Annotated in this window: 32 protein-coding genes; 26 read left to right on the top strand and 6 right to left on the bottom strand. The window is 58.4% G+C overall.

Annotated features, from left to right (window positions below):
* Positions 1 to 75: 75 nt before the first annotated feature.
* The 23 genes from pyrF to ACXJKE_RS02505 all read left to right on the top strand — a co-directional run bounded on the left by pyrF (position 76) and on the right by ACXJKE_RS02505 (position 15,014).
* Complete coding sequence (gene pyrF, locus ACXJKE_RS02615; protein ID WP_457279015.1) at positions 76 to 771, top strand: orotidine-5'-phosphate decarboxylase; 696 nt, start codon at positions 76 to 78, stop codon at positions 769 to 771.
* Between the two features lie 208 nt (positions 772 to 979).
* The gene (locus ACXJKE_RS02610) at positions 980 to 1,432 is read left to right on the top strand and encodes a DUF3592 domain-containing protein (RefSeq protein ID WP_457279014.1); all 453 of its coding nucleotides are present in this window, start codon (positions 980 to 982) and stop codon (positions 1,430 to 1,432) included.
* 70 nt (positions 1,433 to 1,502) lie between these two features.
* Entirely contained in the window at positions 1,503 to 1,817 is a 315-nt protein-coding gene (locus ACXJKE_RS02605) for a hypothetical protein (protein ID WP_457279013.1), read from the top strand.
* Positions 1,818 to 1,901: 84 nt separating this feature from the next.
* Entirely contained in the window at positions 1,902 to 2,342 is a 441-nt protein-coding gene (locus ACXJKE_RS02600; RefSeq protein WP_457279012.1) for a tetratricopeptide repeat protein, read from the top strand.
* Positions 2,343 to 2,391: 49 nt separating this feature from the next.
* Positions 2,392 to 3,021, top strand: coding sequence for a glutathione S-transferase family protein (locus tag ACXJKE_RS02595; protein ID WP_457279011.1), 630 nt, complete (start codon positions 2,392 to 2,394; stop codon positions 3,019 to 3,021).
* A 525-nt stretch (positions 3,022 to 3,546) separates the two neighbouring features.
* A complete protein-coding gene (locus tag ACXJKE_RS02590; RefSeq protein WP_457279010.1) occupies positions 3,547 to 4,035 on the top strand; it encodes an SMI1/KNR4 family protein in 489 nt (162 codons plus the stop codon).
* 144 nt (positions 4,036 to 4,179) lie between these two features.
* Positions 4,180 to 4,932, top strand: coding sequence for a transglycosylase domain-containing protein (locus ACXJKE_RS02585; protein WP_457279009.1), 753 nt, complete (start codon positions 4,180 to 4,182; stop codon positions 4,930 to 4,932).
* Between the two features lie 104 nt (positions 4,933 to 5,036).
* Positions 5,037 to 5,384, top strand: coding sequence for an iron chaperone (locus ACXJKE_RS02580; RefSeq protein ID WP_457279008.1), 348 nt, complete (start codon positions 5,037 to 5,039; stop codon positions 5,382 to 5,384).
* Positions 5,385 to 5,997: 613 nt separating this feature from the next.
* On the top strand, positions 5,998 to 6,540 hold the full coding sequence (locus ACXJKE_RS02575; protein ID WP_457279007.1) for a hypothetical protein: 543 nt from the start codon (positions 5,998 to 6,000) through the stop codon (positions 6,538 to 6,540).
* 104 nt (positions 6,541 to 6,644) lie between these two features.
* A complete protein-coding gene (locus ACXJKE_RS02570; RefSeq protein WP_457279006.1) occupies positions 6,645 to 7,037 on the top strand; it encodes a hypothetical protein in 393 nt (130 codons plus the stop codon).
* 103 nt (positions 7,038 to 7,140) lie between these two features.
* Complete coding sequence (locus ACXJKE_RS02565) at positions 7,141 to 7,593, top strand: hypothetical protein (RefSeq protein ID WP_457279005.1); 453 nt, start codon at positions 7,141 to 7,143, stop codon at positions 7,591 to 7,593.
* A 71-nt stretch (positions 7,594 to 7,664) separates the two neighbouring features.
* The gene (locus tag ACXJKE_RS02560) at positions 7,665 to 8,294 is read left to right on the top strand and encodes a hypothetical protein (RefSeq protein WP_457279004.1); all 630 of its coding nucleotides are present in this window, start codon (positions 7,665 to 7,667) and stop codon (positions 8,292 to 8,294) included.
* A gap of 106 nt (positions 8,295 to 8,400) precedes the next feature.
* Positions 8,401 to 8,601, top strand: coding sequence for a hypothetical protein (locus ACXJKE_RS02555; protein WP_457279003.1), 201 nt, complete (start codon positions 8,401 to 8,403; stop codon positions 8,599 to 8,601).
* A 54-nt stretch (positions 8,602 to 8,655) separates the two neighbouring features.
* Positions 8,656 to 9,180 (top strand): hypothetical protein, encoded by a 525-nt coding sequence (locus tag ACXJKE_RS02550; protein ID WP_457279002.1) that lies wholly within the window; start codon positions 8,656 to 8,658, stop codon positions 9,178 to 9,180.
* Between the two features lie 80 nt (positions 9,181 to 9,260).
* A complete protein-coding gene (locus ACXJKE_RS02545) occupies positions 9,261 to 9,719 on the top strand; it encodes a hypothetical protein (protein WP_457279001.1) in 459 nt (152 codons plus the stop codon).
* A gap of 71 nt (positions 9,720 to 9,790) precedes the next feature.
* The gene (locus ACXJKE_RS02540; RefSeq protein ID WP_457279000.1) at positions 9,791 to 10,243 is read left to right on the top strand and encodes a DUF4259 domain-containing protein; all 453 of its coding nucleotides are present in this window, start codon (positions 9,791 to 9,793) and stop codon (positions 10,241 to 10,243) included.
* Positions 10,244 to 10,796: 553 nt separating this feature from the next.
* Positions 10,797 to 11,648 carry a DUF1444 family protein gene (locus ACXJKE_RS02535; RefSeq protein ID WP_457278999.1) on the top strand — a complete coding sequence of 284 codons (852 nt, stop codon included), beginning with the start codon at positions 10,797 to 10,799 and terminating at the stop codon, positions 11,646 to 11,648.
* An 81-nt stretch (positions 11,649 to 11,729) separates the two neighbouring features.
* On the top strand, positions 11,730 to 12,308 hold the full coding sequence (locus ACXJKE_RS02530) for a pyridoxine/pyridoxamine 5'-phosphate oxidase (protein WP_457278998.1): 579 nt from the start codon (positions 11,730 to 11,732) through the stop codon (positions 12,306 to 12,308).
* Positions 12,309 to 12,438: 130 nt separating this feature from the next.
* On the top strand, positions 12,439 to 12,882 hold the full coding sequence (locus ACXJKE_RS02525; protein ID WP_457278997.1) for a DUF4826 family protein: 444 nt from the start codon (positions 12,439 to 12,441) through the stop codon (positions 12,880 to 12,882).
* Positions 12,883 to 12,978: 96 nt separating this feature from the next.
* A complete protein-coding gene (locus ACXJKE_RS02520) occupies positions 12,979 to 13,416 on the top strand; it encodes a hypothetical protein (protein ID WP_457278996.1) in 438 nt (145 codons plus the stop codon).
* 36 nt (positions 13,417 to 13,452) lie between these two features.
* Positions 13,453 to 14,025 carry a hypothetical protein gene (locus tag ACXJKE_RS02515; protein WP_457278995.1) on the top strand — a complete coding sequence of 191 codons (573 nt, stop codon included), beginning with the start codon at positions 13,453 to 13,455 and terminating at the stop codon, positions 14,023 to 14,025.
* A gap of 39 nt (positions 14,026 to 14,064) precedes the next feature.
* A complete protein-coding gene (locus tag ACXJKE_RS02510; protein WP_457278994.1) occupies positions 14,065 to 14,265 on the top strand; it encodes a hypothetical protein in 201 nt (66 codons plus the stop codon).
* A 47-nt stretch (positions 14,266 to 14,312) separates the two neighbouring features.
* Positions 14,313 to 15,014: a hypothetical protein gene (locus tag ACXJKE_RS02505; protein WP_457278993.1), complete on the top strand. Its 702-nt coding sequence runs from the start codon at positions 14,313 to 14,315 to the stop codon at positions 15,012 to 15,014.
* Between the two features lie 33 nt (positions 15,015 to 15,047).
* On the opposite strand, the gene ACXJKE_RS02500 is transcribed toward ACXJKE_RS02505, so the two are convergent.
* From ACXJKE_RS02500 to ACXJKE_RS02490, 3 genes are all read right to left on the bottom strand, one after another.
* On the bottom strand, positions 15,048 to 15,659 hold the full coding sequence (locus ACXJKE_RS02500) for a hypothetical protein (RefSeq protein WP_457278992.1): 612 nt from the start codon (positions 15,657 to 15,659) through the stop codon (positions 15,048 to 15,050).
* Positions 15,660 to 15,822: 163 nt separating this feature from the next.
* Positions 15,823 to 16,116, bottom strand: coding sequence for a YciI family protein (locus ACXJKE_RS02495; protein ID WP_457278991.1), 294 nt, complete (start codon positions 16,114 to 16,116; stop codon positions 15,823 to 15,825).
* 64 nt (positions 16,117 to 16,180) lie between these two features.
* A complete protein-coding gene (locus ACXJKE_RS02490) occupies positions 16,181 to 17,092 on the bottom strand; it encodes a LysR family transcriptional regulator (RefSeq protein WP_457278990.1) in 912 nt (303 codons plus the stop codon).
* Positions 17,093 to 17,260: 168 nt separating this feature from the next.
* Here ACXJKE_RS02490 and ACXJKE_RS02485 point away from each other — a divergent pair, with 168 nt between their 5' ends.
* On the top strand, positions 17,261 to 17,503 hold the full coding sequence (locus tag ACXJKE_RS02485) for a hypothetical protein (RefSeq protein WP_457278989.1): 243 nt from the start codon (positions 17,261 to 17,263) through the stop codon (positions 17,501 to 17,503).
* Between the two features lie 48 nt (positions 17,504 to 17,551).
* Here the strand turns inward: ACXJKE_RS02485 and ACXJKE_RS02480 are convergent, their stop codons facing one another.
* The 3 genes from ACXJKE_RS02480 to ACXJKE_RS02470 form a co-directional block, all read right to left on the bottom strand.
* Positions 17,552 to 18,640 carry a lipocalin-like domain-containing protein gene (locus ACXJKE_RS02480; protein ID WP_457278988.1) on the bottom strand — a complete coding sequence of 363 codons (1,089 nt, stop codon included), beginning with the start codon at positions 18,638 to 18,640 and terminating at the stop codon, positions 17,552 to 17,554.
* A 14-nt stretch (positions 18,641 to 18,654) separates the two neighbouring features.
* Positions 18,655 to 19,734 carry a PLP-dependent cysteine synthase family protein gene (locus ACXJKE_RS02475; protein WP_457278987.1) on the bottom strand — a complete coding sequence of 360 codons (1,080 nt, stop codon included), beginning with the start codon at positions 19,732 to 19,734 and terminating at the stop codon, positions 18,655 to 18,657.
* A gap of 72 nt (positions 19,735 to 19,806) precedes the next feature.
* Positions 19,807 to 20,079: a DUF1127 domain-containing protein gene (locus ACXJKE_RS02470; protein WP_457278986.1), complete on the bottom strand. Its 273-nt coding sequence runs from the start codon at positions 20,077 to 20,079 to the stop codon at positions 19,807 to 19,809.
* Between the two features lie 71 nt (positions 20,080 to 20,150).
* Between ACXJKE_RS02470 and ACXJKE_RS02465 the strand changes: the two genes are divergently transcribed.
* Both ACXJKE_RS02465 and ACXJKE_RS02460 read left to right on the top strand, forming a co-directional pair.
* On the top strand, positions 20,151 to 21,044 hold the full coding sequence (locus tag ACXJKE_RS02465; protein ID WP_457278985.1) for a LysR family transcriptional regulator: 894 nt from the start codon (positions 20,151 to 20,153) through the stop codon (positions 21,042 to 21,044).
* Positions 21,045 to 21,242: 198 nt separating this feature from the next.
* On the top strand, positions 21,243 to 21,908 hold the full coding sequence (locus ACXJKE_RS02460; RefSeq protein ID WP_457278984.1) for a glutathione S-transferase family protein: 666 nt from the start codon (positions 21,243 to 21,245) through the stop codon (positions 21,906 to 21,908).
* Positions 21,909 to 21,923 lie beyond the last annotated feature (15 nt).

Below are 21,923 nucleotides of genomic sequence, written 5' to 3'. Positions count from 1 at the left end.
GACAGCTAACAAATCGACCCAGTGGCGACGATCTGCGGCCGCGTCTGGCCTCCACCGTTAGACTCCATTTCACATATGCCATCACCAGTCATCGTCGCGCTCGACTTCGAATCCTCGGCTGAGGCGTTGGCATTGGTCAATCGGCTCGGTCCCGAAGCCGATCACTACAAGGTCGGCCTTCAGCTGCTCACAGAGGCTGGACCGCAGGTAGTTCGAGAGCTGGTGTCGGCAGGCAAACAGGTCTTCCTCGATCTCAAGCTTCACGAGATACCCAACTCCGTAGCCAGTGCCGTCAAAGCCGCTGGCAAGCTTGGGGTTTCAATGGTCACGGTCCATGCGTCGGCGGGTTCGGCCGTTCTGCGAGCGGCTGCCAGTGCTGCCGAGCCATACTCCAATCTAAAAGTTCTTGGCCTTACGGTCATCACAAGCCTTTCTGACGCCGAGCTCCCAGAGATCGGTCTTGCATCATCAGTCAAAGACCAGGTTTTCCGCCTCGCTTCGCTGGCTTGCAAGTCAGGCTGCCACGGTATCGTGGCCTCCGCCCAGGAGGCCGCCTACTTGTGTGATTCCTTGCCTGCCGGGGTACTCATCGTCTGCCCCGGCATTCAGCTTTCCCAGCCGGCAGCCACAGACCAGGTGCGCATCTCCACTCCTGCTGCGGCGGCCAGGGCAGGCGCCACTCACATCGTCATCGGCCGCGCCATAGCAGGTGCTTCGGAGCCACTGGCAGCGTACCGGACAGCAGTCGAGTCGTTTAGCAATGGCGTCTAACCCCTCAATCAACCAGACGTACCCCGGCAAGCCGGCATCTTGTCTTTCGGCGTCGTCGTGGCTACATTCTTGTTTGAATCGCATATGAAGTCGCGATACGCTACGCCACATAACATATCAACCGGCGCGGAGCCACAACAGCAGGATGTGGTTCCGCCGCATTTGTTGGTGGTCCGATCATTTTTACGTTAGGCCTAAGGAGCCACCGATGTTTCGAATCTTAGGTAGCCGAGTCGTCGCGATCTGTCTTGTTGTGTTTGGCATCTTTTTTATGTATGCCGGTCACAAGAACGCCACCAAGTTTTCGGCATTGCGCGATCACGGCAAGACGACCAAGGCCGAGGTAACCAGGCTGGAGTGGAAGGAGAAGAAGAATACCCATGCTGACAGCCTTTACACAGCGCATGTTCGCTTCACTACGGAGGATGGTCGCGAAATTCGGACTGAAGTCGGCGTTGCTGCGGAGCTTGGCCGTGCCTTGCGCAGCAACTCTGTCCCATCCACCATGACGGTTCGCTATCTACCTGAAGCACCCAGCACGCTTCAAGACATCAACCAGGACGACTCCTCTGATGCCCAGAAGGGCGTTGGTCGCTATATGTTGCTTGGGGGACTGGCCATGTTGGTCATCCGCTTCTTCTTTTCAGGCCGTGCGAAATGATGCCAAGCCCTTCCTTCAAGCGGACCCGCCTGCGGCGGTCCGGTTAAGTCAACCGTTAGACCGCACCTCAATGTTTCGCTCTGCCACCATCGCTGAAGTCGCCGACCTTTTGGAAGACGGCCTTCGCGGGTTGCATCCGGAGCATCGGGCAGCTTTAGAGAAGGCATGCATAGCTCCGCGTGAGCTGTCGGTCGCGGATTCACCGGGTGAGTATGTCGTTGCCGTCGCTGCCTTTGGCGATAAGCTGCTGTACTGGTCCGACGTAGAAGAGGGGTGGGAGCTCGAACGCCCAGATGACGAGGGCGGCATTGCGTCGCGTGGCTGCAACCAGTTTGAGCTAACTCATGTCATGTATCAAACGCTGGGAGATCCCAATGCGGTCTAACTGGTCGGTCAACGCGGATCCACAACTGCAAGGTGGCTCCGCCGCAAATGTTGCGGTCCGGTCACCCTCTACGTTAGGCATCACGTGACGGCCGCCGAGGACATTTATTACGATCTGGCGCCCGAAGAGGCGCGGGAACGGCTGCACGAACTCGCCGGAGATGGGGACCACGAGGCCGAGTTCTATCTTGGTCACTTGGCGGACGAGAGCTCGCCCAGGAACCCGGTCGAAGCGCTGGTCTGGTACAAGAAAGCTGCCGCCGGCGGCCTGCTGGAGGCAAAGCACTGGGTTGCGAGCTTCACCTATCACGGCATGGGCACAAGTCAGGACGTCTTGGCTGCCGTCCGCCTTCTCCGTGAATGTGCAGAGGCGGGGCTGGATTCATCCCAGTGGAAACTCGGCCAGCATCTTCTGCAGTTCCCGGAGAACACAACCGAGGCTCTCCGGTGGTTGACGGCGGCGGCAAGCCAAGGGCACACGGGGGCAATCGAGTTGTTGGCTGAAACCGGTCAACTTCAACGTTAGGCGTCACTTGAAGCACTTCCTTGCATCGTCAGTTCAGAATTGAGGTCACATGCTCACGCTTTACTACACCCCCAATACTTGTGCGCTGGCAACGCATCTGGCGCTGGCCCATGCAAATGCAGAGTACGAACTGGTCCGGATCGACTTCTCGAAGAATGAACAACGGGCGGCAGACTACCTGAAGGTCAATCCGAAGGGCCGGGTTCCAGCGCTTGTGACGGGGCGCGGGGTCCTGACGGAAACACCGGCCATGCTCATGTTCATCGCCCAGACGTACCCGGACGCGCATCTGGCTCCGCTTGGTGACACGTTTCGACTTGCGGAGATGAACGCTTTCAACAGCTATTTGTGCTCCACGGTTCATGTCGCCCACGCCCACCGAATGCGCGGCCACAGATGGGCAGACGAACCTGAAGCGTGGGACGCGATGCGAAGGAAGGTTCCTCAATCTGTGGGTGACGCCTTCTCGCTTATTGAAGATGAGTATCTGCGTGGACCGTGGGTTCTGGGAGAAGAGTTTTCTGTGTCAGACCTGTATCTTCTAACCTTGGCCCGCTGGCTGGAGAGTGACGGGGTGGACCTCTCCCGCCTTCCCCGAATCCTCGATCACAGGGCGCGAATGCTGGTTCTTCCTCTCGTCGCCAAGGTCATTGCTAAAGAGGAAGGGCAGCCGAAATGAGGCCTGACTCTTCCGTCAGGCGGACACTTCAGAGTCCGCTTCGCACCCCGCCTCTCATGTCAAACGCTAGAAGGCATCAGCATGGGCTTCGATAGCACATGGCAGTTCCTCGGAGGCATCGCAATTGGGCTAGCGGTGATCGGGTCGTTGTGCCTTCGCGCTGCCGCGTCGTATGTGCTCGAGCGCTGGGGCCGCAGAACGAAAGGTGCAGTGGTAAGTTCAGTAGAGAAGAATGACGATGGAAGCGTGGTGTACGTCGTGTTTTATGAGTTCACAGCTACTTCGACCTCCGGTGCGCCTCAGATTCAAGCGGGGAAGCAGACGACGCGCTATGGCTTTCGCGCCAGCGACATTGTTGCCGTTCGATATTGGCCGAAGTGGCCGAGGCTCAACCGAATCGCGGAGCGCGCCGTCTGAAGACGGCAAGGACACGGGAGATGCCGTCTAACATATCCATCGACGCGCACCCACAACGACAGGATGCGGCTTCGCCGCAATTGTTGATGGTCCGGTCATCTTTACGTTATGTCGCGAACGCCACCGCCTCCTGACGTCGGCAATCTCTGGCAGCGCGTGCACAAGCAATGGCGCGACGCTGGAGTGGGCGTAAGCGCTGGCGCAACTGAGGAAGCGATTGCGGAATTTGAGCGCCGGTACGAAGTAGCTTTGCCTGAGGATGTCCGAGCCTATTTCGTTGCTGAAAACGGAACTGGCCATGAGATGGATGATGTGTACTTCCGCTTTTGGCCGTTGGCGGAGATCAGGCCCGTGAAAGACGAACTGGATGATTCAGGCGGTGTCATCTATCCGGATCGCTTCGCGTATCCCGACTGCTTCGTGTTCGCTGATCATCTTATGAACAGTTGGCTTTACGCAGTCCGACTGACGAGCGACCGGAATCAACTCGCCCCGGTGTACCGCGTCACAGCCTCGGACGAGGGTGGGGAACAGATGGCTCCGACATTCCGTCTATTCATGAGCCGATACGCGGATCGGCCGGAGAGCATTCTTTGAGGCTGTTGCGACATAACCTGTCGTTCGAAACGGACGTCCAGCGGCGTTCGCCCCCTTCGTTCCCAACTTTGCCGGGTCGCCAGTCAACGTCGCGTTAGGCGTCACGAATTCCCTCGCACATCACTTTCCGAGATCAGCCACAACATGAAGATCGGTCAAGCAGTCATTCGCACGATCCTGGGGCTCTCAGGTGCAAGTGCACTTGCCCTGGTTCTCGCAGCCGGCTATTACGCCAACGAAGTGAGGGCTGCCAGAGTTGCAACACCGTCTCTGATTTCCGAAACCTGGAAGCGCTTTGGAGCCCGGCTGAAACCCACAGACTTGTCGAAGGACAGGCAAGCCATGTTGTTGGCAGTCGAAGACCCGGCGTTCACCCGGCATCACGGCGTCGATCTTCAAACTCCCGGCGCAGGAATGACGACCATCACGCAAGGTCTGGTCAAGCTCATTTACTTCCCGGACGGGTTCAAGCAAGGTATCGCTAAAGTTCGCCAGACGCTGATTGCGCAGTACGCCCTGGATTCGCTGGTTTCCAAGAACGATCAAATGCAATTGTTCCTGAATATCTGCTATCTGGGCAGCAAGAATGGCCAGCCTGTTCATGGCTATGCGGCCGCCGCACAGGCATATTTCGGCAAGAGCTTTGCGGAACTCACTGACGAGGAGTTCCTGTCGCTCGTCGCAATGCACATAGCCCCCGATAACCTGAAGCCTGGGACGCCCGAAAACACCCAACGCGTTCAACGTATTCACGCCTACCTCTCTGGCAAGTATCGGCCTGCGAGCCTGCTGGATGTTGAGTACAACGGAAAGCAACACGGAACACTGGCGGAAGAAGCCCTCATGTCAATCTTGCGACTTGTCACTGACGCAAGGCCTGAGCGCGCTGGTAGCTAACGCACTTGACTTGCAGTGGTGCCCAGCCTTTTAATTGAGAGGACGCGTCCCGGCAAGCCGGGTCACGCCTCACATCTCAAACGTTAGACAGCACGAATTACGCCATGGCTTTCGCTTCACATGAAGAGTACTTCGCGAGCGTGCCCGCCGAGTCGCGCCTTCAGCTCCAATCCATTCAGGAAAAAGTTGAGGCGTTGGTGCCTGGTGCCTCGCGCTGCATAAGCTACAACATGCCCGCGTTCAAGCGCGGGCGGGTGTTCTTCTACTTCGCTGCATTCAAGAAGCACATTGGCGTCTATCCACCTGTCACGCAAGACGCACGCCTCATGCAGGAACTTGCGCCATACCGTGGCGAAAAGGGCAATTTGTCCTTCCCGCTGAAGGAGGAGCTTCCTATCGAGCTTATTGGCCGGGTTGCCCTGGCGCTGTCGCAAGAGTACGGCCGCAAGTGAACGGTGAGCGTGGTCCCTGACCTTTCGTTGCTTCCTGGAGTTCTCTTTGCCGCAGGTGGGGCAGGGGGCAGCGCCGACGCTGCGGCATGCGCGCACTGAGGCCTGCCTCTGCATAGGGCTGAAACGAAGACGGCGCTTTTTTGCGCGCCCCTTGTTTTGCTATCAAATCAGTAGCTGCTTGCGCTCATCCGCATTGGTCTTGGGGCCTGTTTCGTATATGAAAATACCCAAAAACAGTTGATTCTGGCGCTGCCATACCTCGCAAAAGACCCTGTAGTGGCCTCCAAAGAGCGGTTTTGACCTCTTTTTATGCATGAAAACTGGCTGCAGACCAATGTGGACGGGCGCAAACAGCTATTAAATCAATAGCATTTCGAGCGGGAAGGGGGCCTATCTGACGACCGGACTCGTGCGCACGCCTGTGCTTGTCTGTCGCATCCACGCCATAGGTTCCAAAGCGTTCTTGGCGAGGTCGATTCTCATGGTGATAATCGCCGTGATTTGCCTCCCCAGGTGAACTGATGAAGCCGCAGGTCTCACGACCGGAGGCCCGCCTGGGATGGGGATCCTCGCATTCATGCGAGACAAGCGGCGAGCACTGGATAAGGACCCCGTGCGTTCGTCACTGATGTACTTCAAATATTGGGGGGAATTGGTTTTGAGCCTGACAAAGATTTCACTTGTGCTGTTCATTGGGGGCCTGGTATGGCTCGGTGCCGAGTATGCGGAGGACCGCAAGCGCCCGTCGCGCCACAAGGTCCCTTCTGAGGCTGAATTGAGCACTGCCACCGGCAAAGCCCTGAGCGCCCGCGTTGTTGAGCGCAAGACAAAAAAAGGTGTACTTGCGAGCCGTTACGCGGAGCTGGACATACAAACCTCCGCAGGCATCGAGACTGTGCGCGTGGGCGAGCCGAACTCTGAGCGTTCGCTGGACGGGCTGGGTGGTGAAACCGTGACAGTCAGGTTCGATCCGAAGGACGAAAAGTCGGTGTTCAGCCTGAGCACCCCAAGCCGCCAGGTGATCGCGTACCGCGATACAGCCGCGTTCAAGGCCAGGCTTGTCGAGGGCAACAGCGGCGGCTACACCATCGGCTGGATCGCGGTGGCGTTGGGCGTTCTTGGTTTCTGGTTTGGCCGTAAGGTGGCAGCGAGTTGACCAGAAGTGCTGTGGCTTTGTCACGTCCTGACTCTTTCATAAACCGAAGTTGCTCCGGCAAGCTGGGAAGTGCCGGTCATCTCAAACGTTAGGCGTCACCGGCCATGCAAAAACTTCTACTCGTCGGTGCGTGCTGGGCCTTCTGGTTGATCTATGTCGTCGCCACCGTCAAGACCGATCTGAGAGCCGGCATCTCCTTGTGGCCATTCGTCAAGATGGCAGTCGGTGCCGTTGTTGCCGGATACGTCAGCTCAGTCCTTCTGCGCCCGTCAACCGAAGCTCAGGATGAAGCCGAAGAATCCCACTGGCGGCCTATGCCGCTGTTGATCAGGGTTGTCCTGGCCGTCGCAATCTTCGCCGTAGGCCTTGGCCTGATCGCCATGAGCCTGGTTACCTCTTTGTTCGGCGTAACCGGAGTGGTGATCGGGATTGCCTGCTTGCCCGTAGCTCTCTATTTTCTTGTCGCCGGCAAATACAATCCGCATGATGTGCCTTGAGTATTTTCAAAAGTGACGCCTAACCCTCCCGTCAACCGGATGTCCAACAGACTGCGTCGGTTGGACGCCGGTGATGTCAAACGTTAGCCCCAGGGAACCACCTATGTTTCGAATCCTTTTTAGCCGAACTGTCGCTGTCTGTGTTGTTGTTTTTGGCGTCTTTCTCATGTATGCCGGCCACAAGAACGCCACCAAGTTTGCGGCATTGCGCGACCACGGCAAGACGACCAAAGCCGAGGTAACCAAGCTGGAGTGGAAGGAGAAGAAGAATACTCATGCTGACAGCCTGTACACAGCCCATGTTCGCTTCACGACGGAAGACGGTCGCGAAATTCGGACTGAAGTAGGCGTTGCTGCGGAGCTTGGCCGTGCCTTGCGCAACAACTCTGTCCCATCCGCCATGACGGTCCGTTATCTACCTGAAGCGCCCAGCACGCTTCAAGACATCAACCAGGACGACTCCTCTGATGCTCAAAAGGGAGTTGGTCGCTATATGCTGCTTGCGGGACTGGCAATGCTGGTCATCCGCTTCTTCTTTCCGGGGCGTGCGAACTGACGCCTGAGCCTTCCTTCAAGCCGACCCGCCTACGGCGGTCTGCTTAAGTCAAACGTTAAGCGTTACAACCCATGCAATCAGTATTCTGGAAGTTCGGCAAGTGGAGACGAATTCAGTTCTACTTCCACTGGACCGTTCTACTTTGGGTGCCTTGGTACTGGTGGGCACACGGGAGTCTCGTTTGGGCCGTCGTCACACTCGTGGCTTATCTGGTGCTTCTCCTCGCTCACGAGCTTGGTCACGCCATAGTGGCCCGCTCGCAGCGAGTGAAGGTGTATGCGATACGGCTGTACGCACTACACGGCCAATGTGAGCACGAAGAGCCATACTACGAGCGCAACGACCTCTTTATCGCTTGGGGCGGTGTTCTTGCGCAACTTTGCATACTTGCAATTGCGGTCATTGCGAAGTACTCACTGAGGTTTCTATCCCCCGCTTTGGAGCAATTTCTCGCACCGATCCTGTTCGTCTTCATAGACGCCAACATCGTCATAGGGGCCATCAACCTGATTCCCGTTGCACCGCTGGATGGCCACAAGGCGTGGCGCGCATTGCCACTTGCATGGAACGTTTTTTTGTCCCGTACAAAAGGGGCGATGCGCAGGTTTCGTCGCGGTTTTGACTTCAAGAAGCGTAGGGCGATCAAAATAGAATCTCAGCAGGCGGCTGCGGAGCTCCTCGAGAGGCTGAAAAAGAGGTAGATGCGCAGCACAACAGTTAACAGCTTGTTCGGCACGGACCCACAACAGCAGGAGGCGGCTTCGCTGCAAGTGTTGATTGCCCGCTCATCTTTAAGTTAGGAAGTACATGAGAGATCCCGCGCGCATTGAGACCGTCCTTTCAACGCTTCGTCGCATCTGGAAGGAGCATCCGGACTTGCGCCTCGGCCAGCTCTTCGTGAACGCAGCGCGTCCGGAGCAACCCTGTCCGGAGTTGTTTTACCTGGAAGATGACGCGCTGATTGAGGGGCTATTGCGATTCGAAGGGCTCACTAAGGGCCGGCAGTGAGTCTTCGTGTGCGCTTTCGCAGTAATAGGCGTTAGGCGCTCGGAGAAATCACCTATGCGATCACGAATTCTTCCGGGCCTTCCTGGTGAAGGCCCACTGCCCAAACAGTTCAGCGCGACAGGCCAAGGAATGTTCCGGGAAGGTTATGTCGTGGAGTTCAATCCACCCAATGCGAGCGTTTGGGTCGGTAACTTCCAGCCCGGAGGAACACGGTTCTATTGTGCCGTTGAGGACCTTGACGACGAAGCCGTTTTAGTCATCGCTGGAGGGCAAGGCTACGTTGTCAACGAACGCTCGGGTCAACTGCTCGCCGAGTACGACAGCGATATTGAGTTCGTGGAAACGCATGAGTCAGGCGCCCTGATTGTTGGAAGCGGCACGGACTTCACCGCCTACCGGAACAACGCAGTGCTCTGGCGCACGCGTCGCGTATCGTGGGACGGGTTTCGAAACCTGCAGATGGCCGGAGAAGACGTTCAAGGTGAGGCGTGGTGCTTCGATGACACCTGGCACAAGTTCTCGGTAAACATTAGAACGGGCCAGTCAACTGGTGGTTCCTACCATGAGCCAGGCGCCTGACCCTTCCATCGGACCGGCATCGGCAAGTAGGCTTTGCCTGCCTGGAGCTACCACTCAGTCAAACCTTGGTTGTCGATAATATGGCTATAAATATTCGAATGGTGTCGTCTGAGGGCGAGTACTGGGCCGAAGTTCAACGGCTGAAGGGCTCCTCCGAGTTCTTCGACGGGCAGGGCGATGACCACGGACACGTCGACGGCGACTTGCAGGATGCAATCGAAGGCGTCCTGGTGCCCCTTGTTGGCCCGTGGGAGCGCTCTGATGTCTGGTTCCACAATCAAGACTACTACGGCAACGGTATTCGCTCACTTGCCTTTCGTGCAGGAGACTTCCCCTGGTCTGCCGTCGTACCTTTGCAGAAGTTGTTGATGGGCGATGCAGCCCGTTTCTGCATTTCCGTAGAAATTTCCGACAATCTCGATGTGCGAGGGAAGCCGGTTGGAGCGATGGCAATCCTCCAGAAACAGGTGGTTGCCACATCCTACGTTGTTGAGATGCTGTGGGCACACGCGGGTGTCGAGATCTATCATGTCGATTGATGCGGACGTTCTATCGGCGGACGTCGCCCGCCTACTGTGCGCCGATTACCTCTAATGTTAGGCATCTTCAAATGCATCGAATCACCACACTGCTCGTCGCCCTGATCCTTCCGTTGTCAGCATTGGCCGGCGCGTGGGGAGAGGGGAGTTTCGAGAACGACGATGCTCTCGACTGGATTGGCCAATGTACTCAAGGTATCGGAACCAAGTTGGTTTCAACAACCCTCACTGCGGCGCTCAAGGCGCGATATCTTGAGGCGCCAGAGGGCGCAATGGCAGTCGCTGCGGCAGAAGTTGTCGCCGCGGCAAAAGGGAAATCAAACCCAGGTCTTCCACATGAGCTTCGTGCCTGGCTTGAACGTCAGCCGAAGACCGAGTTGGTCGCGTTATCGTCTTTGGCAAGGCAAGTGCTCAATAAAGTACGCGATCCGAAAGTTTCAGAGTTGAAGCAGCTGTGGTCGGAAGGCAAGAGCAATCGCTGGGAATCGCACATCGCGGAACTGGAGGCAAGAATTGGGGGCTAAGCACTTCAGCCCATGGAGGCCTAACCCTTCCTTCAAGCGGACCCGCCTACGGCGCTCCGGTTAAGCCAAACGTTAGCACTCGATGCCGCAACAGCCTGACAATTCTTATCTCGCATGCTATGACTACGGTCAAGGCGGCGTATGGCTCATCTTGGATGCACCGTCATCTGAAGAGGTCTTATCCAAGTTCCCGAAGCTTCGCGTTTTTCCGGAGCGGCCCTCATGGATGACAGAGGAAGAAGAGGCGGAGCTTAGGCATCGCTGTGAACAGACCGGCTTTAGGTGGAGTATTTACGCGCCGTCTGGTTGGCTTCGAGAACATATTTCAGAGTTCAGGTGAACTACACGGACATTTCACTCGCTCTCAAATCGAGGACTAACAGGTCGGCCCATTCGGATCACAGCACAGAGCTGCGCTGTGTGTGTTGTGTGCAGGTGATGTGCCTTAACATGTTGTCCGTTTCGGACAAGCAGCAGAAGGCTGCTGCACGACATGGACTGCCCGCCGGGCAATGCCGACGTTAGACTTCAATACATATCAAGGGAGAAATTCATGCGTTGGTTACTTCTTGTGATCACCTTGGCTTGCCAGGTCAGTTTTGCACAGGGCATTCCCGCTGACGAAGACTCCTTCACAAAAGTGGCGGCAGAACGCGTCAACAAGGAACTGCCCGGATACGACGTTAAGCCCGCCGGTAAATTGACGCTGGAGGGCAAGCGCTCGGATGGCGAATCGACTGGCCAATTGAACTTGGATCGGGTGTATTCTTTTTGCGCTCGCAACTTGCAGGACTGCAGTGTTGCCCTCGATCAATACGCAAAGGGAATGGCCGAGTCGGTCAAGGAGCGCAATCGCCCCATTGCACGGAGCATGGTCCGGCTCGCCGTTCGTCCTGCGGCATACGTCGAGCAGATTCGTAAGCAGATAGCTGGAAGTTCAGGATCCGTCTATTCCAGGCCAGTTGCGCCAGGCCTGGTAGCGATCCCGGTGCTTGACTTCACGCGATCCGTACGTTTTGTGAACGACAAGGACATATCAAAGCTATCCCTTACCGAGGATGAGCTGTTCAAGCTCGGCGAACAAAATCTTCGGTCGAATTCCAAGCCATTCACCGAAGTTACTCCAATGCCCACCGCGAACTCGTTCGGTCATATAGCTGGCGAAGACTACGCCTCAAGTCGGATTCTCTTTCATGATGACTGGCAAGACCTCAGCACTAAGCTCAACGGCAAGCTGGTGGTCATGGTGCCTGCACCCGATATCCTGCTATATGGCGATGGATCTACTTCCGTCGGCGTTGAGGCATTGCGTACATTTGCGGCAGATATTGCCCGAAAATCAAGTCGACCCTTATCACCGTTGATGCTGCAATGGACCAAAATCGGCTGGGAAGTGGTCAAGTAGTTACCGCCGGGCTCAGCCCTCCCTTCAAGCGGGCCACCGTACGACGGTCGCTTAGGTCAAACTTTAGGTTTCGGGAGAAATATGCACCGTCCCATTGAGCTCTTCAAAACCATATGGCTCGACGCCAGGAATCGCGGGTCGTCCAAACACAGGAACGCAGTGTGTGTCTCCACCATCGATGCGGATGGATACCCCAGTTCGCGGTTCGTCGATCTGAAGGAAGCGGAAGAGACGGGTTTCGTCTTCTGCACGCACCTTGACTCAGGCAAGGCCCTGGACATCGTTCGCAACCCCAAGACCGGCATTACGCTGTGGTGGGAGCATATCGCCACGCAAGTACGCATCAAAGGCGTTTGTACGGTAATACCGGAACAGGAGGCCGAAGTACATTGGGCTGGCCGTCTGCGGGATGCCCAAATTGCCACAGCGACATTTCAGCAGAGCCGCCCGCTCGCAAGCCTCGAGTCGCTTTCGGATCAATACGGACGCGCCGTAGCTGCGTACGATGGCAAGCCAATCCCTCGCCCCGCGAACTGGGGTGGATTCAGGCTCCGGGCCGAGCACATTGAATTTCTGGAGTTCAAAGAGAGCCGCCTGCATGCGCGCACGACCTATTCCCGCATTGGTTCCAGCTGGGAGCAAGCGTTCCTGCAACCTTAGGGTATCTCGCCGGGAGTAACCCATCATCTGAGCGGACCGCAACAGCAGGCCACGTGACACCGTGCTGTTAGTTCCGGTTCCGCGCGGCCTGCTGCTACAGTCCACTCAGCCCAAATGTTAGGCCTTAACAATGCCCGATTACGACAACCCCGAAGTTGAAGCCCAGTGGTGTGCAGAGCGCCGTGCTGAAGTATCCGAATACTTGCAGCGAGAAGGCTTGGTGCATGGCCGGATCGGCGTTGAGCCTGCGTGGCACCTTGCCCCCTATGTCTCAGTTTGGACCGTCGAAAGCCTTGAGAGCCCTGGTTCGGTGGGCTGGTGGGCTATCTCTGGCGATATGCCGAACGACTATGTTTCCTCAAGCAAGGCTGGAACTCCACGGGAGGCGGTACATGCCATCGCTTCTCTCTGGCAGGACGCGGCTCGATGCATGGCGCGTGGGGAGCGGCATCCAACGTTTGTCATTGGTACGGGAGAGAACATGGAAGAACTCGCCCCCATGCTCGCATCGAGGGCCGGGTTACTGCTGGAATGGGCCGATGACCCAGCGGTATGGGAAGACGATGAGCTTTAACGCGCTAGAAATTTTTTCTCTAGTGACCTCGGTCTTCTCGCATCACAGGCCTGAGCCTTGCTTCGGGTGGGCACACAAACCTTAAGTTCTTCGCATATGCCATCAACAACTCAAGCCCTGTTCATTTTTCTCGCGTGGTCTGGTGTCCAGGCCGTATTGCTTCTTGCGTCGCTGCGTTCCAGGCAACCCTTGCCGGAATTGCTCGCAGCTGTAGAGAAAGTCGAGCCTTCGATGGCACCGGCGGAAAAAGGTGACATGGCCAGAGGATTCCTCTGGATCAGCGTTGTCTGGTTCGTCCTGGCCACAACCATTGCGGCGGTTTCTTTCAGTTCGGCATCAAAGGGAAGCCTGTGGGCCCTGGCCGTTTTTACCGCCATAGGTGGCTGGTCGCTCTACGATGCAGCGTCAAGCCCTGTCGTTCTGGGCCGCATGTACCCAGGGAGCATTAAATGGACAAACTGGCTTACAGCTGTATTGAGCTCAACGGTCTGGTTATTGCTCTTTGTGATGCTGGCCATTCAATGGCTCTCCTGAAGCCGCCTGGCCTTCTTATCTCAAACGTCAGGCGTCATGATGACCATTTATGCAACCAGCAAGGTCGTACACGCTGCGCTGAGGCGCGCGCTCAGTCCATGGTTTACGGCGAACGGCTGGAAGCGGCGGCCCGGTTACTCCTGTGCATTTATTCGACCTGCCGGGCCGGGTTATTGGTGCCTGTGGTTTCAGGTCAATTCCTGGGGAGGCCAACTCTCGGGAAGTTCGTTCACACTGAATCTGGTTCATCAGGAGTCTGCGGAATCGTCACTCTGCGGTGGGCCAAATGCGCGCGTGCTGCGTACTCAGAGTGCAGCCGATATAGAGCTCGGCTTTTCCATCGCAGCGGAACTGGCCAAACGCATTCCAGAGCCCGCGGCATCGGATCCAGTACACGAATGGGCAAAACTTCCGGGCTATCAGGGCGAGATGTGGCGCAAGAGAATCGCTGATCTTCAGACAGTGAATCCTGACGCCTGGAAGCCGGATGTCGATGTCTGGCTGCCGTATTACGCGGTGGCTGACCTTGATCTTTGGGTTGATTTTCTGCTTCCGAGGTTTCCGCACCTTCTGCGCCAGAGCCAAGGGCAGGATTTCACCGCACAATGACGCTCATCATCCATACGCCTCCAACTACCCCGTTCACCCATGGAATCTCCCAAACTCAGAGTCGGCCAACCGATTACGCCCGAGCAATTCGACGACCTCACGGACGCGCAGCTGTCACGGATCGTCCCCAAGGCGTATCGCGAATTTTTCCCCGGTAAAGATTTCTGCGCTGATGGGTACTTCTATCTTCACGACGGAACTGCCTGGAGCTTTTACCGAGGTGATTTCCTTGATGAATAGTGTTTGCCTGTCGCTGAGTGGCTTGGCAAACCTTTAAGGCGCCACAAATGCCGTTTCACCATAGAAGATGGCTCGTCCTGGTCGCGTTCCAGCTCGCCGTCACGCCGGCCCTGGCCATGGAATTCAATCTCATTGGGGAAACGCTGATCATGTCCGGACCGGTTGTTGGCGGTGACGTTGCCCAGCTCAAGGACCAGCTTGCCACGAATCAAGTGAAGCTCGTTTTGCTGCACAACAGCCCCGGGGGCGATCTCTGGAACGGGCAAGAACTTGCAAGGCGTATTCGGGATGCAGGCCTCGACACTGCAGTCTCAGGAAAATGCGAGTCCGCATGCGGCCTTGTTTTTCTCGGAGGGGTCCACCGCTACTACAGCGACGGCGCTCCTCTGGCGAAAACCATGATTGGCCTGCACGGCGCGCACAACAGGGAAACCAAACAGGCGATGCCGCAACTTGGGGCCCGGATGGCCTATCTCATCAGGGAAATGACCGAGAAGAAGTTTCCGGACGATCTTTTGGATCGCACTGTCTATTCAAAAGATCCCTCGGATCTCACCTACATCTTTCATCCTGCGCGTTTCAAGGTGGATGGCAAGTCTCGTGGTGTCATGGAATGCAACAAACAGGCGGATGCGACTTTCAAATGCACGATGGTCGATGGCCTGGACGCGATATCAGTCGGGGTGACAACAAGCCCGGAAGTTCTTCGCCTCAGCGAGGAAGTGAAAGCAATGGTTGCAAGGCCGTGAGGCGTCGCGCGTGAAAGTACCTCACACGCTTATTTATCTGCCGCCGCCGATCAGCACGCTATAAGCCTCACGCGTCTCCGGCGACACCGAATCCACCAGCTGCGCATGGGGTGTCTTGTGCCGCACCAGCACGCGGGCCGAGGCGATGGCCTTTGATTTGCAAAACCAGTGGCAGGTGTGCTGCATCAGGAAGAGTTCGGCCGACATCGTGAAGGCCTTGGCCTTGGGGCTGAGCCCGGCGGTATTTTGGGCCACGCGCGCAATACCGGCGGCGTGGATCGCCAGGGCAATGCGCATGTCGAAGCTCATGGCCGGCAGGATCAGCGTCGCAAAGGGAAAACTGATGGGCAGCCGGCTGACGCGGGCCTCGGGTTCAGGCACCCTGGCAAACTCTGTCGCAAATTTGCTGAACTGCACGGCCAGCTGCGCTTCAGAGTTGGCCAATTGTTGCCAGACCTGTTCGCGCCGCTCGGGCTCTTTTTCGCCGAGTGCCCGCAGGTAACCGTCAGCCAGCGTTTCCATGAGTTTTTCAATCTGGTAATTGCCCAGATGGCTGCCCAGCAGCGCTATGCGTTGGCGTTCTTCCCTGGCTTTCAGGAGGTAGGTGCCGATGGCGACAAAGGTCACCAGGAGAAAAAAGTCCATTTCAGTTCCGGTTGCATGAGGAAAAGGCTGGCAAGAGGCTTACCAGCACGGGTCGAGTGTAGTCACGCAGCCTTTTCCCGCGCTTGCGTCACGGAACACCCCTTGCTCTTGGTCCCTTTCTATCGCTGAACGGTGACATGGGTGCGACGATGTTGGGGTTTGCTTACAAAATCACCTGCCTGTCAGCCAATGCCTTGCCCCAGGCCAGCAGCCGGTAGCTGCGATGAGCCGGCACGTAGTAGGGGTCGTTCTCGACCAGCTCCGCGGCACGCGCCCTGGACGCAACCTCCATGACCCAGAGGCCTCCTACAAAGCTTTCGCCGGGCGTTGCACGCAAACCGCCTGCGATGAGGATTTCGTCCTGGTGTTGCCGAAGGTAGGCAAGATGAAGGGGTTCACGCTCCTGCCGGATCGCCAGCATGGCAGGTGTGTCGTCAAATAGGGCTATCCAGCGCATTGGGCCATCCTGATTGAAGTGATGAATGAAGTGATGAAGATGAGGGACTTGGGGCTGTGATGTATCACGATGAGGGTTGTTTGCCCTTGCCGGGAGCCTTTGCCGGCTTGGCAGTGCGCACCTTGCCGCCCTGGCTTCCCGCCGCGGCTTGCCTTAAGCCTGCCAGGGCGGGTTCCAGTACTTTCATGTCTGCGTTGGCTGCGTAGACGGCATAAGCGGGGTACAAAAACTCCGGCTTGCCTGGCACGCGAAACAGGCGGCCTTCCTTGATGTGGTTGCGCACCACGTTTTGCCGGAAATAACCGGCACCGCCCACCGCAAGCAGGTACTCCAGTCCCAACGGCCCCAAGCTGGAGGAGACCCCGACACTGGAAAGCTCCGGGAACGCCAAGCTGTGCTGTGCGGAGAATTCGCGCCCCCAGTCCACGTAGACGTAGTCGGCGGGCTGCGGCATCTCGAGCCTGGGCGAGGTGGTGACCAGCACCAGTTTTTCTTCGATCAGCAGTTCGATCCTGAGGCCGGGGCGCTGCCGCGGTGCATAGGCAATGACGATGTCCAGTGTTCCGTGGGCCACGCGTTCCAGCAGGTCTTCTGCAACGCCCACCTCAGTGCGAAGCGCCAGATCGGGTGCGTTTTTTCGCATCCAGAACAGCCAGTCGAGCATCAGCGGTTGCCAGAGGCTGATTTCACAGCCAACGGTCACCAGCGCGCGGCGACCGGGTGGCACGGCCATCTGATGGCGGGCGCGCTCCCAGACTTGCACCAGCGTCATGGCGTGCCGTACAAACTGCTCGCCTGCGGGCGTGAGCGATGCGCCGGCCTTGTTCCTGACGAAGAGCGTGCGTCCCAGCAGTTCTTCCAGCGTTTTCACACGAGCGCTGACCGCGGTCTGGGTGACATGCAGCCGTTCTGCGGCCTGGACAAAGCTGTGGCAGGACACGATTTCGAGAAAGGTGCGGGCGAGGTTGATATCCATGGCGTGTCTCCCATTTGTCCGGCCTTAGAGGCCGTGCTCTAAATGCAATTTTTCTGCATTCAAACGCAATATAAGTCGTTTTACTTTTATACTCGTAAACCCTATATTCTGGTCATGACCTCTGTTTTGGCAATCGTTGCCGCTCACGTCACTTCGAAAGGACCTTCCATGACACGCACCGCATTTTTCACTGAGCCCGCTTCCGCCAACGCCTCTGTCGGTGGTCGTTCGTTGCAGGCTTCTTCCTCGTTGTCTTCCTTGCTGCGCAAGGTGATGGATGCTGCGCAATTTCTGCTGCCCGGTGCACCGTCTGTCGCCGCTGCGCCTGGCCAGCCCTACCCATGGCTGACGGCAAATATCCGCCGCAACATGAGCCCTCGTGCCCAGCGCCTGATCCGCGCCGACTATTGATCCCTCTGGGCGCTGCGTCGCAACTGCGGCCGGCGGCGGCTTGGGGCGCTACATCTTCAGGCGCTGCGCATACCCCGTCATCTCCAGGTACCCCATCCCCACGCGCTTGCCGTTGCTGTCGATCAGCTCGCTCAAGCCTTCCCAATAAATCGCACCTGTCGACTGGCGGCTGTCCAGCTCCTGGTTGTCGATGACGGCCCTGACCGTATAAAAGTCGGCGGGCGTGCGGACGATCCACTCGACCGGATAAGTCGCTTGCGTCAGCGGGCTTTTCCAGTGGCGTACGGGTTTAAAAATCACCTCGCCGCGGCTGAAGGTGTACAGCCCTCCTTTGGTTGAGCGGAACGAGCCGCCATCCCACAGCGTGTTGCCGTCTTTGCCCCGCAGCCTGAAAGCGGTGAGGGCGCTGCCGTCCAGCAGGTTCATGCCTATCCAGTCCCAGCCCGTGGCGTCTGAATGCAGGATCTCTTCGCTCCACTCGTGGTCCAGCCAGGCTGTTCCGGTAACGGCAAAGTTTTTTCCTTTGACTTGCAGGCTGCCGCGCGCAGCAAGCTGCGGCTGGCTGTAGTAGTAACTAGCCTGTTTTTCGTCAGGCCCTTTGCGCGACAGGCCCTTGTTGCCTTGCAGCAGCACGCCTTGTGTTTCTTCAAACTGCAGCTTGAGCGCAAAGTCGCTGGCCGGCAGCTCTGCGGTGTACCTTGCGCCCTCGGCTTTCAGGGACCAGTCGCGCAGTTTGACGGCCATGTCCTGTTCGCTGGCCATTGCAACGCCAAAACCTTCCCGTGCGATGCGCTGGTCGTGCCAGAGTTTGTTGCCCTGCACATCGGTGATGGCGGCATGCGCAAAAACCAGCTGCCTTGCGGCGAATTTTGACGACATGCCCTGCGTATCGTCCACGCGTGAACGGAAAAAGGTCAGCTGAAAGCCGAAGAGGCGACTATCCGCGGCCGTGGCCTGGCCGGTGATGTACCACCACTCGGTGCGAAAGCCGGGGTGGGCGCCGCGGTCGCGCGGGAACGCCAGTGTTTTGGCGGGCAGGGCGTGGGCTTCCAGGCCAGCCAGGCTCGCCAGGCCCGCCGCGCCGCCCAGCAACAGCTGGCGCCTTGGCAAACCGGCGGGCAAAAGTGGCTGGCGCATGCGGGTTCCGGGTTTCAGGCCCGCACCGGCCGCATCAAGCGGTTGATCTGCTCGTTCGCTGCCGTGCAGTCGCCCATTTTTTCAGCGACCCAGTTGGCGTTGTAGTACGTGGGCAGGTAGCGCTCGCCGGAGTCGCACAGCAGCGACAGGATAGAGCCCTGTTCGCCGCGCGCCAGCATCTCATGCGCCAGCGTAAGCATGCCCACCAGGTTGGTGCCGGTCGAAGGCCCGACCCTGCGGCCCAGCAGTTGCGACAAGGCCTGCATGGCGGCCAGCGAGTCCACGTCGGCCACTTCCACCATGCGGTCTATCACCGTGCGGATAAAGCTGGCTTCCACGCGCGGGCGGCCAATGCCTTCAATGCGCGAGCCTGCGCCGGTGAGGCCGGCATCGCCGGTGCGGTGATAGGCGCTGAAAACAGACCCCATCGGGTCAGCCACGCACAGCTGGCTGCCGTGGCGCTGGTAGCGCACATAACGCCCGATGGTGGCGCTGGTGCCGCCCGTGCCGGCACCCACTACAATCCAGCGCGGCACTGGGTGCCGCTCGCGGGCCATCTGGCTGAACATGCTTTCGGCGATGTTGTTGTTGCCGCGCCAGTCGGTGGCGCGCTCGGCATAGGTGAACTGGTCCATGTAGTGGCCGCCGGTTTCAAGCGCCACTTTGCGCGCTTCGTCGTACACCTGCACCGCGCTTTCCACCCAGTGGCAGCGCCCGCCATAGAACTCAATCTGCGCCACCTTCTCGGGCGAGGTGCTGCGCGGCATGACCGCGACAAAGGGCAGGCCCAGCAGCCGCGCGAAGTAGGCTTCGCTGACTGCGGTGGAGCCGCTGGACGCTTCAACGACGGTGGAGTTCTCGTGGATCAACCCGTTGCACAACGCGTACAAGAACAATGAGCGTGCCAGCCGGTGCTTGAGGCTGCCGGTGGGATGGGTGGATTCGTCTTTAAGGTAAAAATCAATGCCGCGCGCGGCGAATGCCGGCAGCGGCAGCGGGATCAGGTGGGTGTCGGCACTGCGCAGGTAGTCGGCTTCAATGCGGGCGATGGCGGCGCTGAGCCAGGAACTGCTGGAGGTCTGGAGGGAAGTCATTGCCCGATTCTCGCAGCAAGACCTGTTGGCGTAAAACGTCTTCTGCCGGCTTGCCGGTCCGGCGCAGGGGTTTCAGCGCCATTCCCAGCGGCGGGGCCCGAGGTCATCCATCAGGCCGGGGATTTCACCGCGGCCTATGCCGAGGTCATTGAGCTGGTGGTCGCTCATCAGCCGCAGCTCATTCAGGTTCCGTCGCCTCTGCGCGTTTTTGCGCAGGGCGGCCAGAAGCCTTTGGCTTAGCTCTCTGGCTGGAAAGCCGGGCAGGGCTCCCGGAAAAATTCTCATCGTCTTCGTCAGCATTTCGCGCGCTCCTGGTAGGAAGTGCCCTATGGTGCTGAAAATCATGATATTGTGGAAGTTGAATTTTCTGATCGAAACTATCAGAATTACTGATATCAACTAACAAGCCACCTGCCATGCGCGAACTGAACCTGGACCAACTGAGAACATTGGTGGCCATCACTGACCTGGGCACCTTCTCTGCCGCGGCGCAGGGCCTGCATCTGGCGCAGCCCACCGTGAGCCTGCATGTGAGCGAGCTTGAAAGCCGGCTGGGCACGCCGCTGGTGGTGCGCGGCGGTCGGCGCGTTGAGCCCACACCGGCGGGCGCCGTGCTGGTCGAGCGGGCCCGCCGCCTGCTGCGCGACGCCGACGATGCGGTCGATGCGGTGAAGCGCCACGTCGAGGGCCGCACCGGCCGCGTGCGCCTGGGCACCACTACCGGCGTGCTGGTGTACTTTTTGCCGAAGGTGCTCAAGGCCATGGAACAAGCCCACCCCGACATCGATGTCGAGGTCAGTATTCTTGGTTCCGCCGACACGCTGCAGCGCTTGCTGGACGGCACGCTCGATGTCGGCCTGGTCGCCACACCGCCGCCTGCGCAGCGCGGCATGGTGATCACCCACTGGCGTAGCGACCCGATGATGGCGTTTGTACCCAAGCGCTGGAAGGCGCCCAAACATGCCACGCCCGCATGGCTGGCCACCCGCCCGCTGATCTTCAACGAAACCCCGACCCATATGTACCGCATGACCATGGCCTGGTTTGCCGATGCGGGTTTCACGCCGCGCGCGCGCATCGAGCTCAACTATTCCGAGGCCATCAAGAGCCTGGTGGCCGCTGGGTACGGCGCTGCGGTGCTGCCGAGGGAGCAGTCGCTGGAGGAGTCCAACGTGCGGCATGACGTGCAGCTGGTGCCGCTCAAGCCCGCGCTGACGCGCCACACGGCCATGGTCCACAGGCCGCTGGATGTGCTCGACGGCGCCACCCGTAACCTGCTCAAGACGCTGGCGAGTTTTCGGCAGACCTGAGCAGGGGCGTGATCTGCGACGACGGGTACGCTGCTGACGGCACCCAATTTCCTTTTTTTCTCAGAATTTGCAAAAAAAGTGGCGCCGGGATGTCGATTGGGCTCTATCCCGAACGTCGTGAGGTAGGTGACCGGTCAATCGCATGTCCGGCATCAACAAAACACTCAACCAGGCATCTCAGCAAAAGGAGAAACCACCATGACCCTTCCGACGACTCCCACCATGACGGCCTTTGAACGCTCGCCCGACCGCGGCCGGGGGCTGGCGCGTGACATGCGCGTTCGCTGGGCGCTTGAAGAAGTGGGCCAGCCTTACGAGGTTCGCCTTGTTTCGTTCGCGGCGATGAAGGAACCCGCCCACCGTGCGCTTCATCCTTTCGGGCAGATTCCAACCTATGAAGAGGGTGATCTTGCGCTGTTCGAGTCAGGGGCCATCGTGTTCCATATTGCAGAGCGCCATAAAGGCCTGCTGCCAGCCGATGTGAATGCCCGTGCGCGCGCCGTCACCTGGATGTTTGCCGCGCTCAACACGGTAGAGCCGCCCATCATTGACCGCTCAATGGCCGTGCTCTTCGAGCGGGACAAGCCCTGGTATGCGGATCGCCTGCCCGCGCTCGAGGACAGCGTCCATGCGCGGCTGGGCGACCTTTCCAGCCGGCTGGGCAATGCCGACTGGCTTGACGGTGCCTTCAGCGCCGGTGACCTGCTGATGGTGACGGTGCTGCGCAGGGCGGGCGTATCGGGGCTGCTGGAGAAATACCCGAATCTTTCGGCTTATGTGGCCCGTGGTGAAGCGCGGCCTGCCTACCAGCGTGCTTTTGATGCGCAATTGGCAGTTTTCACTGGCAAGCCATCGACCCGTTGAAGAGGGTGCGCTCTG

It is taken from the genome of Polaromonas sp. P5_D5 (genome assembly GCF_054049435.1).
The sequence above is the reverse complement of the archived record's forward strand: the minus strand, read 5'-3'. Positions and strand labels throughout refer to the sequence as shown.

Bases quoted from the DNA above. Each gene is read 5' to 3' on its own strand.
- ACXJKE_RS02470 (WP_457278986.1), bottom strand. From the start codon at position 20,079: ATGATTTTCAGCACCATAGGGCACTTCCTACCAGGAGCGCGCGAAATG.
- ACXJKE_RS02565 (WP_457279005.1), top strand. From the start codon at position 7,141: ATGTTTCGAATCCTTTTTAGCCGAACTGTCGCTGTCTGTGTTGTTGTT.
- ACXJKE_RS02515 (WP_457278995.1), top strand. From the start codon at position 13,453: ATGATGACCATTTATGCAACCAGCAAGGTCGTACACGCTGCGCTGAGG.
- ACXJKE_RS02525 (WP_457278997.1), top strand. From the start codon at position 12,439: ATGCCCGATTACGACAACCCCGAAGTTGAAGCCCAGTGGTGTGCAGAG.
- ACXJKE_RS02555 (WP_457279003.1), top strand. From the start codon at position 8,401: ATGAGAGATCCCGCGCGCATTGAGACCGTCCTTTCAACGCTTCGTCGC.
- ACXJKE_RS02460 (WP_457278984.1), top strand. From the start codon at position 21,243: ATGACCCTTCCGACGACTCCCACCATGACGGCCTTTGAACGCTCGCCC.
- ACXJKE_RS02490 (WP_457278990.1), bottom strand. From the start codon at position 17,092: ATGGATATCAACCTCGCCCGCACCTTTCTCGAAATCGTGTCCTGCCAC.
- ACXJKE_RS02530 (WP_457278998.1), top strand. From the start codon at position 11,730: ATGCACCGTCCCATTGAGCTCTTCAAAACCATATGGCTCGACGCCAGG.
- ACXJKE_RS02510 (WP_457278994.1), top strand. From the start codon at position 14,065: ATGGAATCTCCCAAACTCAGAGTCGGCCAACCGATTACGCCCGAGCAA.
- ACXJKE_RS02540 (WP_457279000.1), top strand. From the start codon at position 9,791: ATGCATCGAATCACCACACTGCTCGTCGCCCTGATCCTTCCGTTGTCA.
- ACXJKE_RS02465 (WP_457278985.1), top strand. From the start codon at position 20,151: ATGCGCGAACTGAACCTGGACCAACTGAGAACATTGGTGGCCATCACT.
- ACXJKE_RS02605 (WP_457279013.1), top strand. From the start codon at position 1,503: ATGTTTCGCTCTGCCACCATCGCTGAAGTCGCCGACCTTTTGGAAGAC.
- ACXJKE_RS02570 (WP_457279006.1), top strand. From the start codon at position 6,645: ATGCAAAAACTTCTACTCGTCGGTGCGTGCTGGGCCTTCTGGTTGATC.
- ACXJKE_RS02500 (WP_457278992.1), bottom strand. From the start codon at position 15,659: ATGGACTTTTTTCTCCTGGTGACCTTTGTCGCCATCGGCACCTACCTC.
- ACXJKE_RS02590 (WP_457279010.1), top strand. From the start codon at position 3,547: ATGTCGCGAACGCCACCGCCTCCTGACGTCGGCAATCTCTGGCAGCGC.
- ACXJKE_RS02560 (WP_457279004.1), top strand. From the start codon at position 7,665: ATGCAATCAGTATTCTGGAAGTTCGGCAAGTGGAGACGAATTCAGTTC.
- ACXJKE_RS02580 (WP_457279008.1), top strand. From the start codon at position 5,037: ATGGCTTTCGCTTCACATGAAGAGTACTTCGCGAGCGTGCCCGCCGAG.
- ACXJKE_RS02595 (WP_457279011.1), top strand. From the start codon at position 2,392: ATGCTCACGCTTTACTACACCCCCAATACTTGTGCGCTGGCAACGCAT.
- ACXJKE_RS02505 (WP_457278993.1), top strand. From the start codon at position 14,313: ATGCCGTTTCACCATAGAAGATGGCTCGTCCTGGTCGCGTTCCAGCTC.
- ACXJKE_RS02485 (WP_457278989.1), top strand. From the start codon at position 17,261: ATGACACGCACCGCATTTTTCACTGAGCCCGCTTCCGCCAACGCCTCT.
- ACXJKE_RS02480 (WP_457278988.1), bottom strand. From the start codon at position 18,640: ATGCGCCAGCCACTTTTGCCCGCCGGTTTGCCAAGGCGCCAGCTGTTG.
- ACXJKE_RS02495 (WP_457278991.1), bottom strand. From the start codon at position 16,116: ATGCGCTGGATAGCCCTATTTGACGACACACCTGCCATGCTGGCGATC.
- ACXJKE_RS02585 (WP_457279009.1), top strand. From the start codon at position 4,180: ATGAAGATCGGTCAAGCAGTCATTCGCACGATCCTGGGGCTCTCAGGT.
- ACXJKE_RS02520 (WP_457278996.1), top strand. From the start codon at position 12,979: ATGCCATCAACAACTCAAGCCCTGTTCATTTTTCTCGCGTGGTCTGGT.
- ACXJKE_RS02535 (WP_457278999.1), top strand. From the start codon at position 10,797: ATGCGTTGGTTACTTCTTGTGATCACCTTGGCTTGCCAGGTCAGTTTT.
- ACXJKE_RS02610 (WP_457279014.1), top strand. From the start codon at position 980: ATGTTTCGAATCTTAGGTAGCCGAGTCGTCGCGATCTGTCTTGTTGTG.
- pyrF (WP_457279015.1), top strand. From the start codon at position 76: ATGCCATCACCAGTCATCGTCGCGCTCGACTTCGAATCCTCGGCTGAG.
- ACXJKE_RS02475 (WP_457278987.1), bottom strand. From the start codon at position 19,734: ATGACTTCCCTCCAGACCTCCAGCAGTTCCTGGCTCAGCGCCGCCATC.
- ACXJKE_RS02550 (WP_457279002.1), top strand. From the start codon at position 8,656: ATGCGATCACGAATTCTTCCGGGCCTTCCTGGTGAAGGCCCACTGCCC.
- ACXJKE_RS02545 (WP_457279001.1), top strand. From the start codon at position 9,261: ATGGCTATAAATATTCGAATGGTGTCGTCTGAGGGCGAGTACTGGGCC.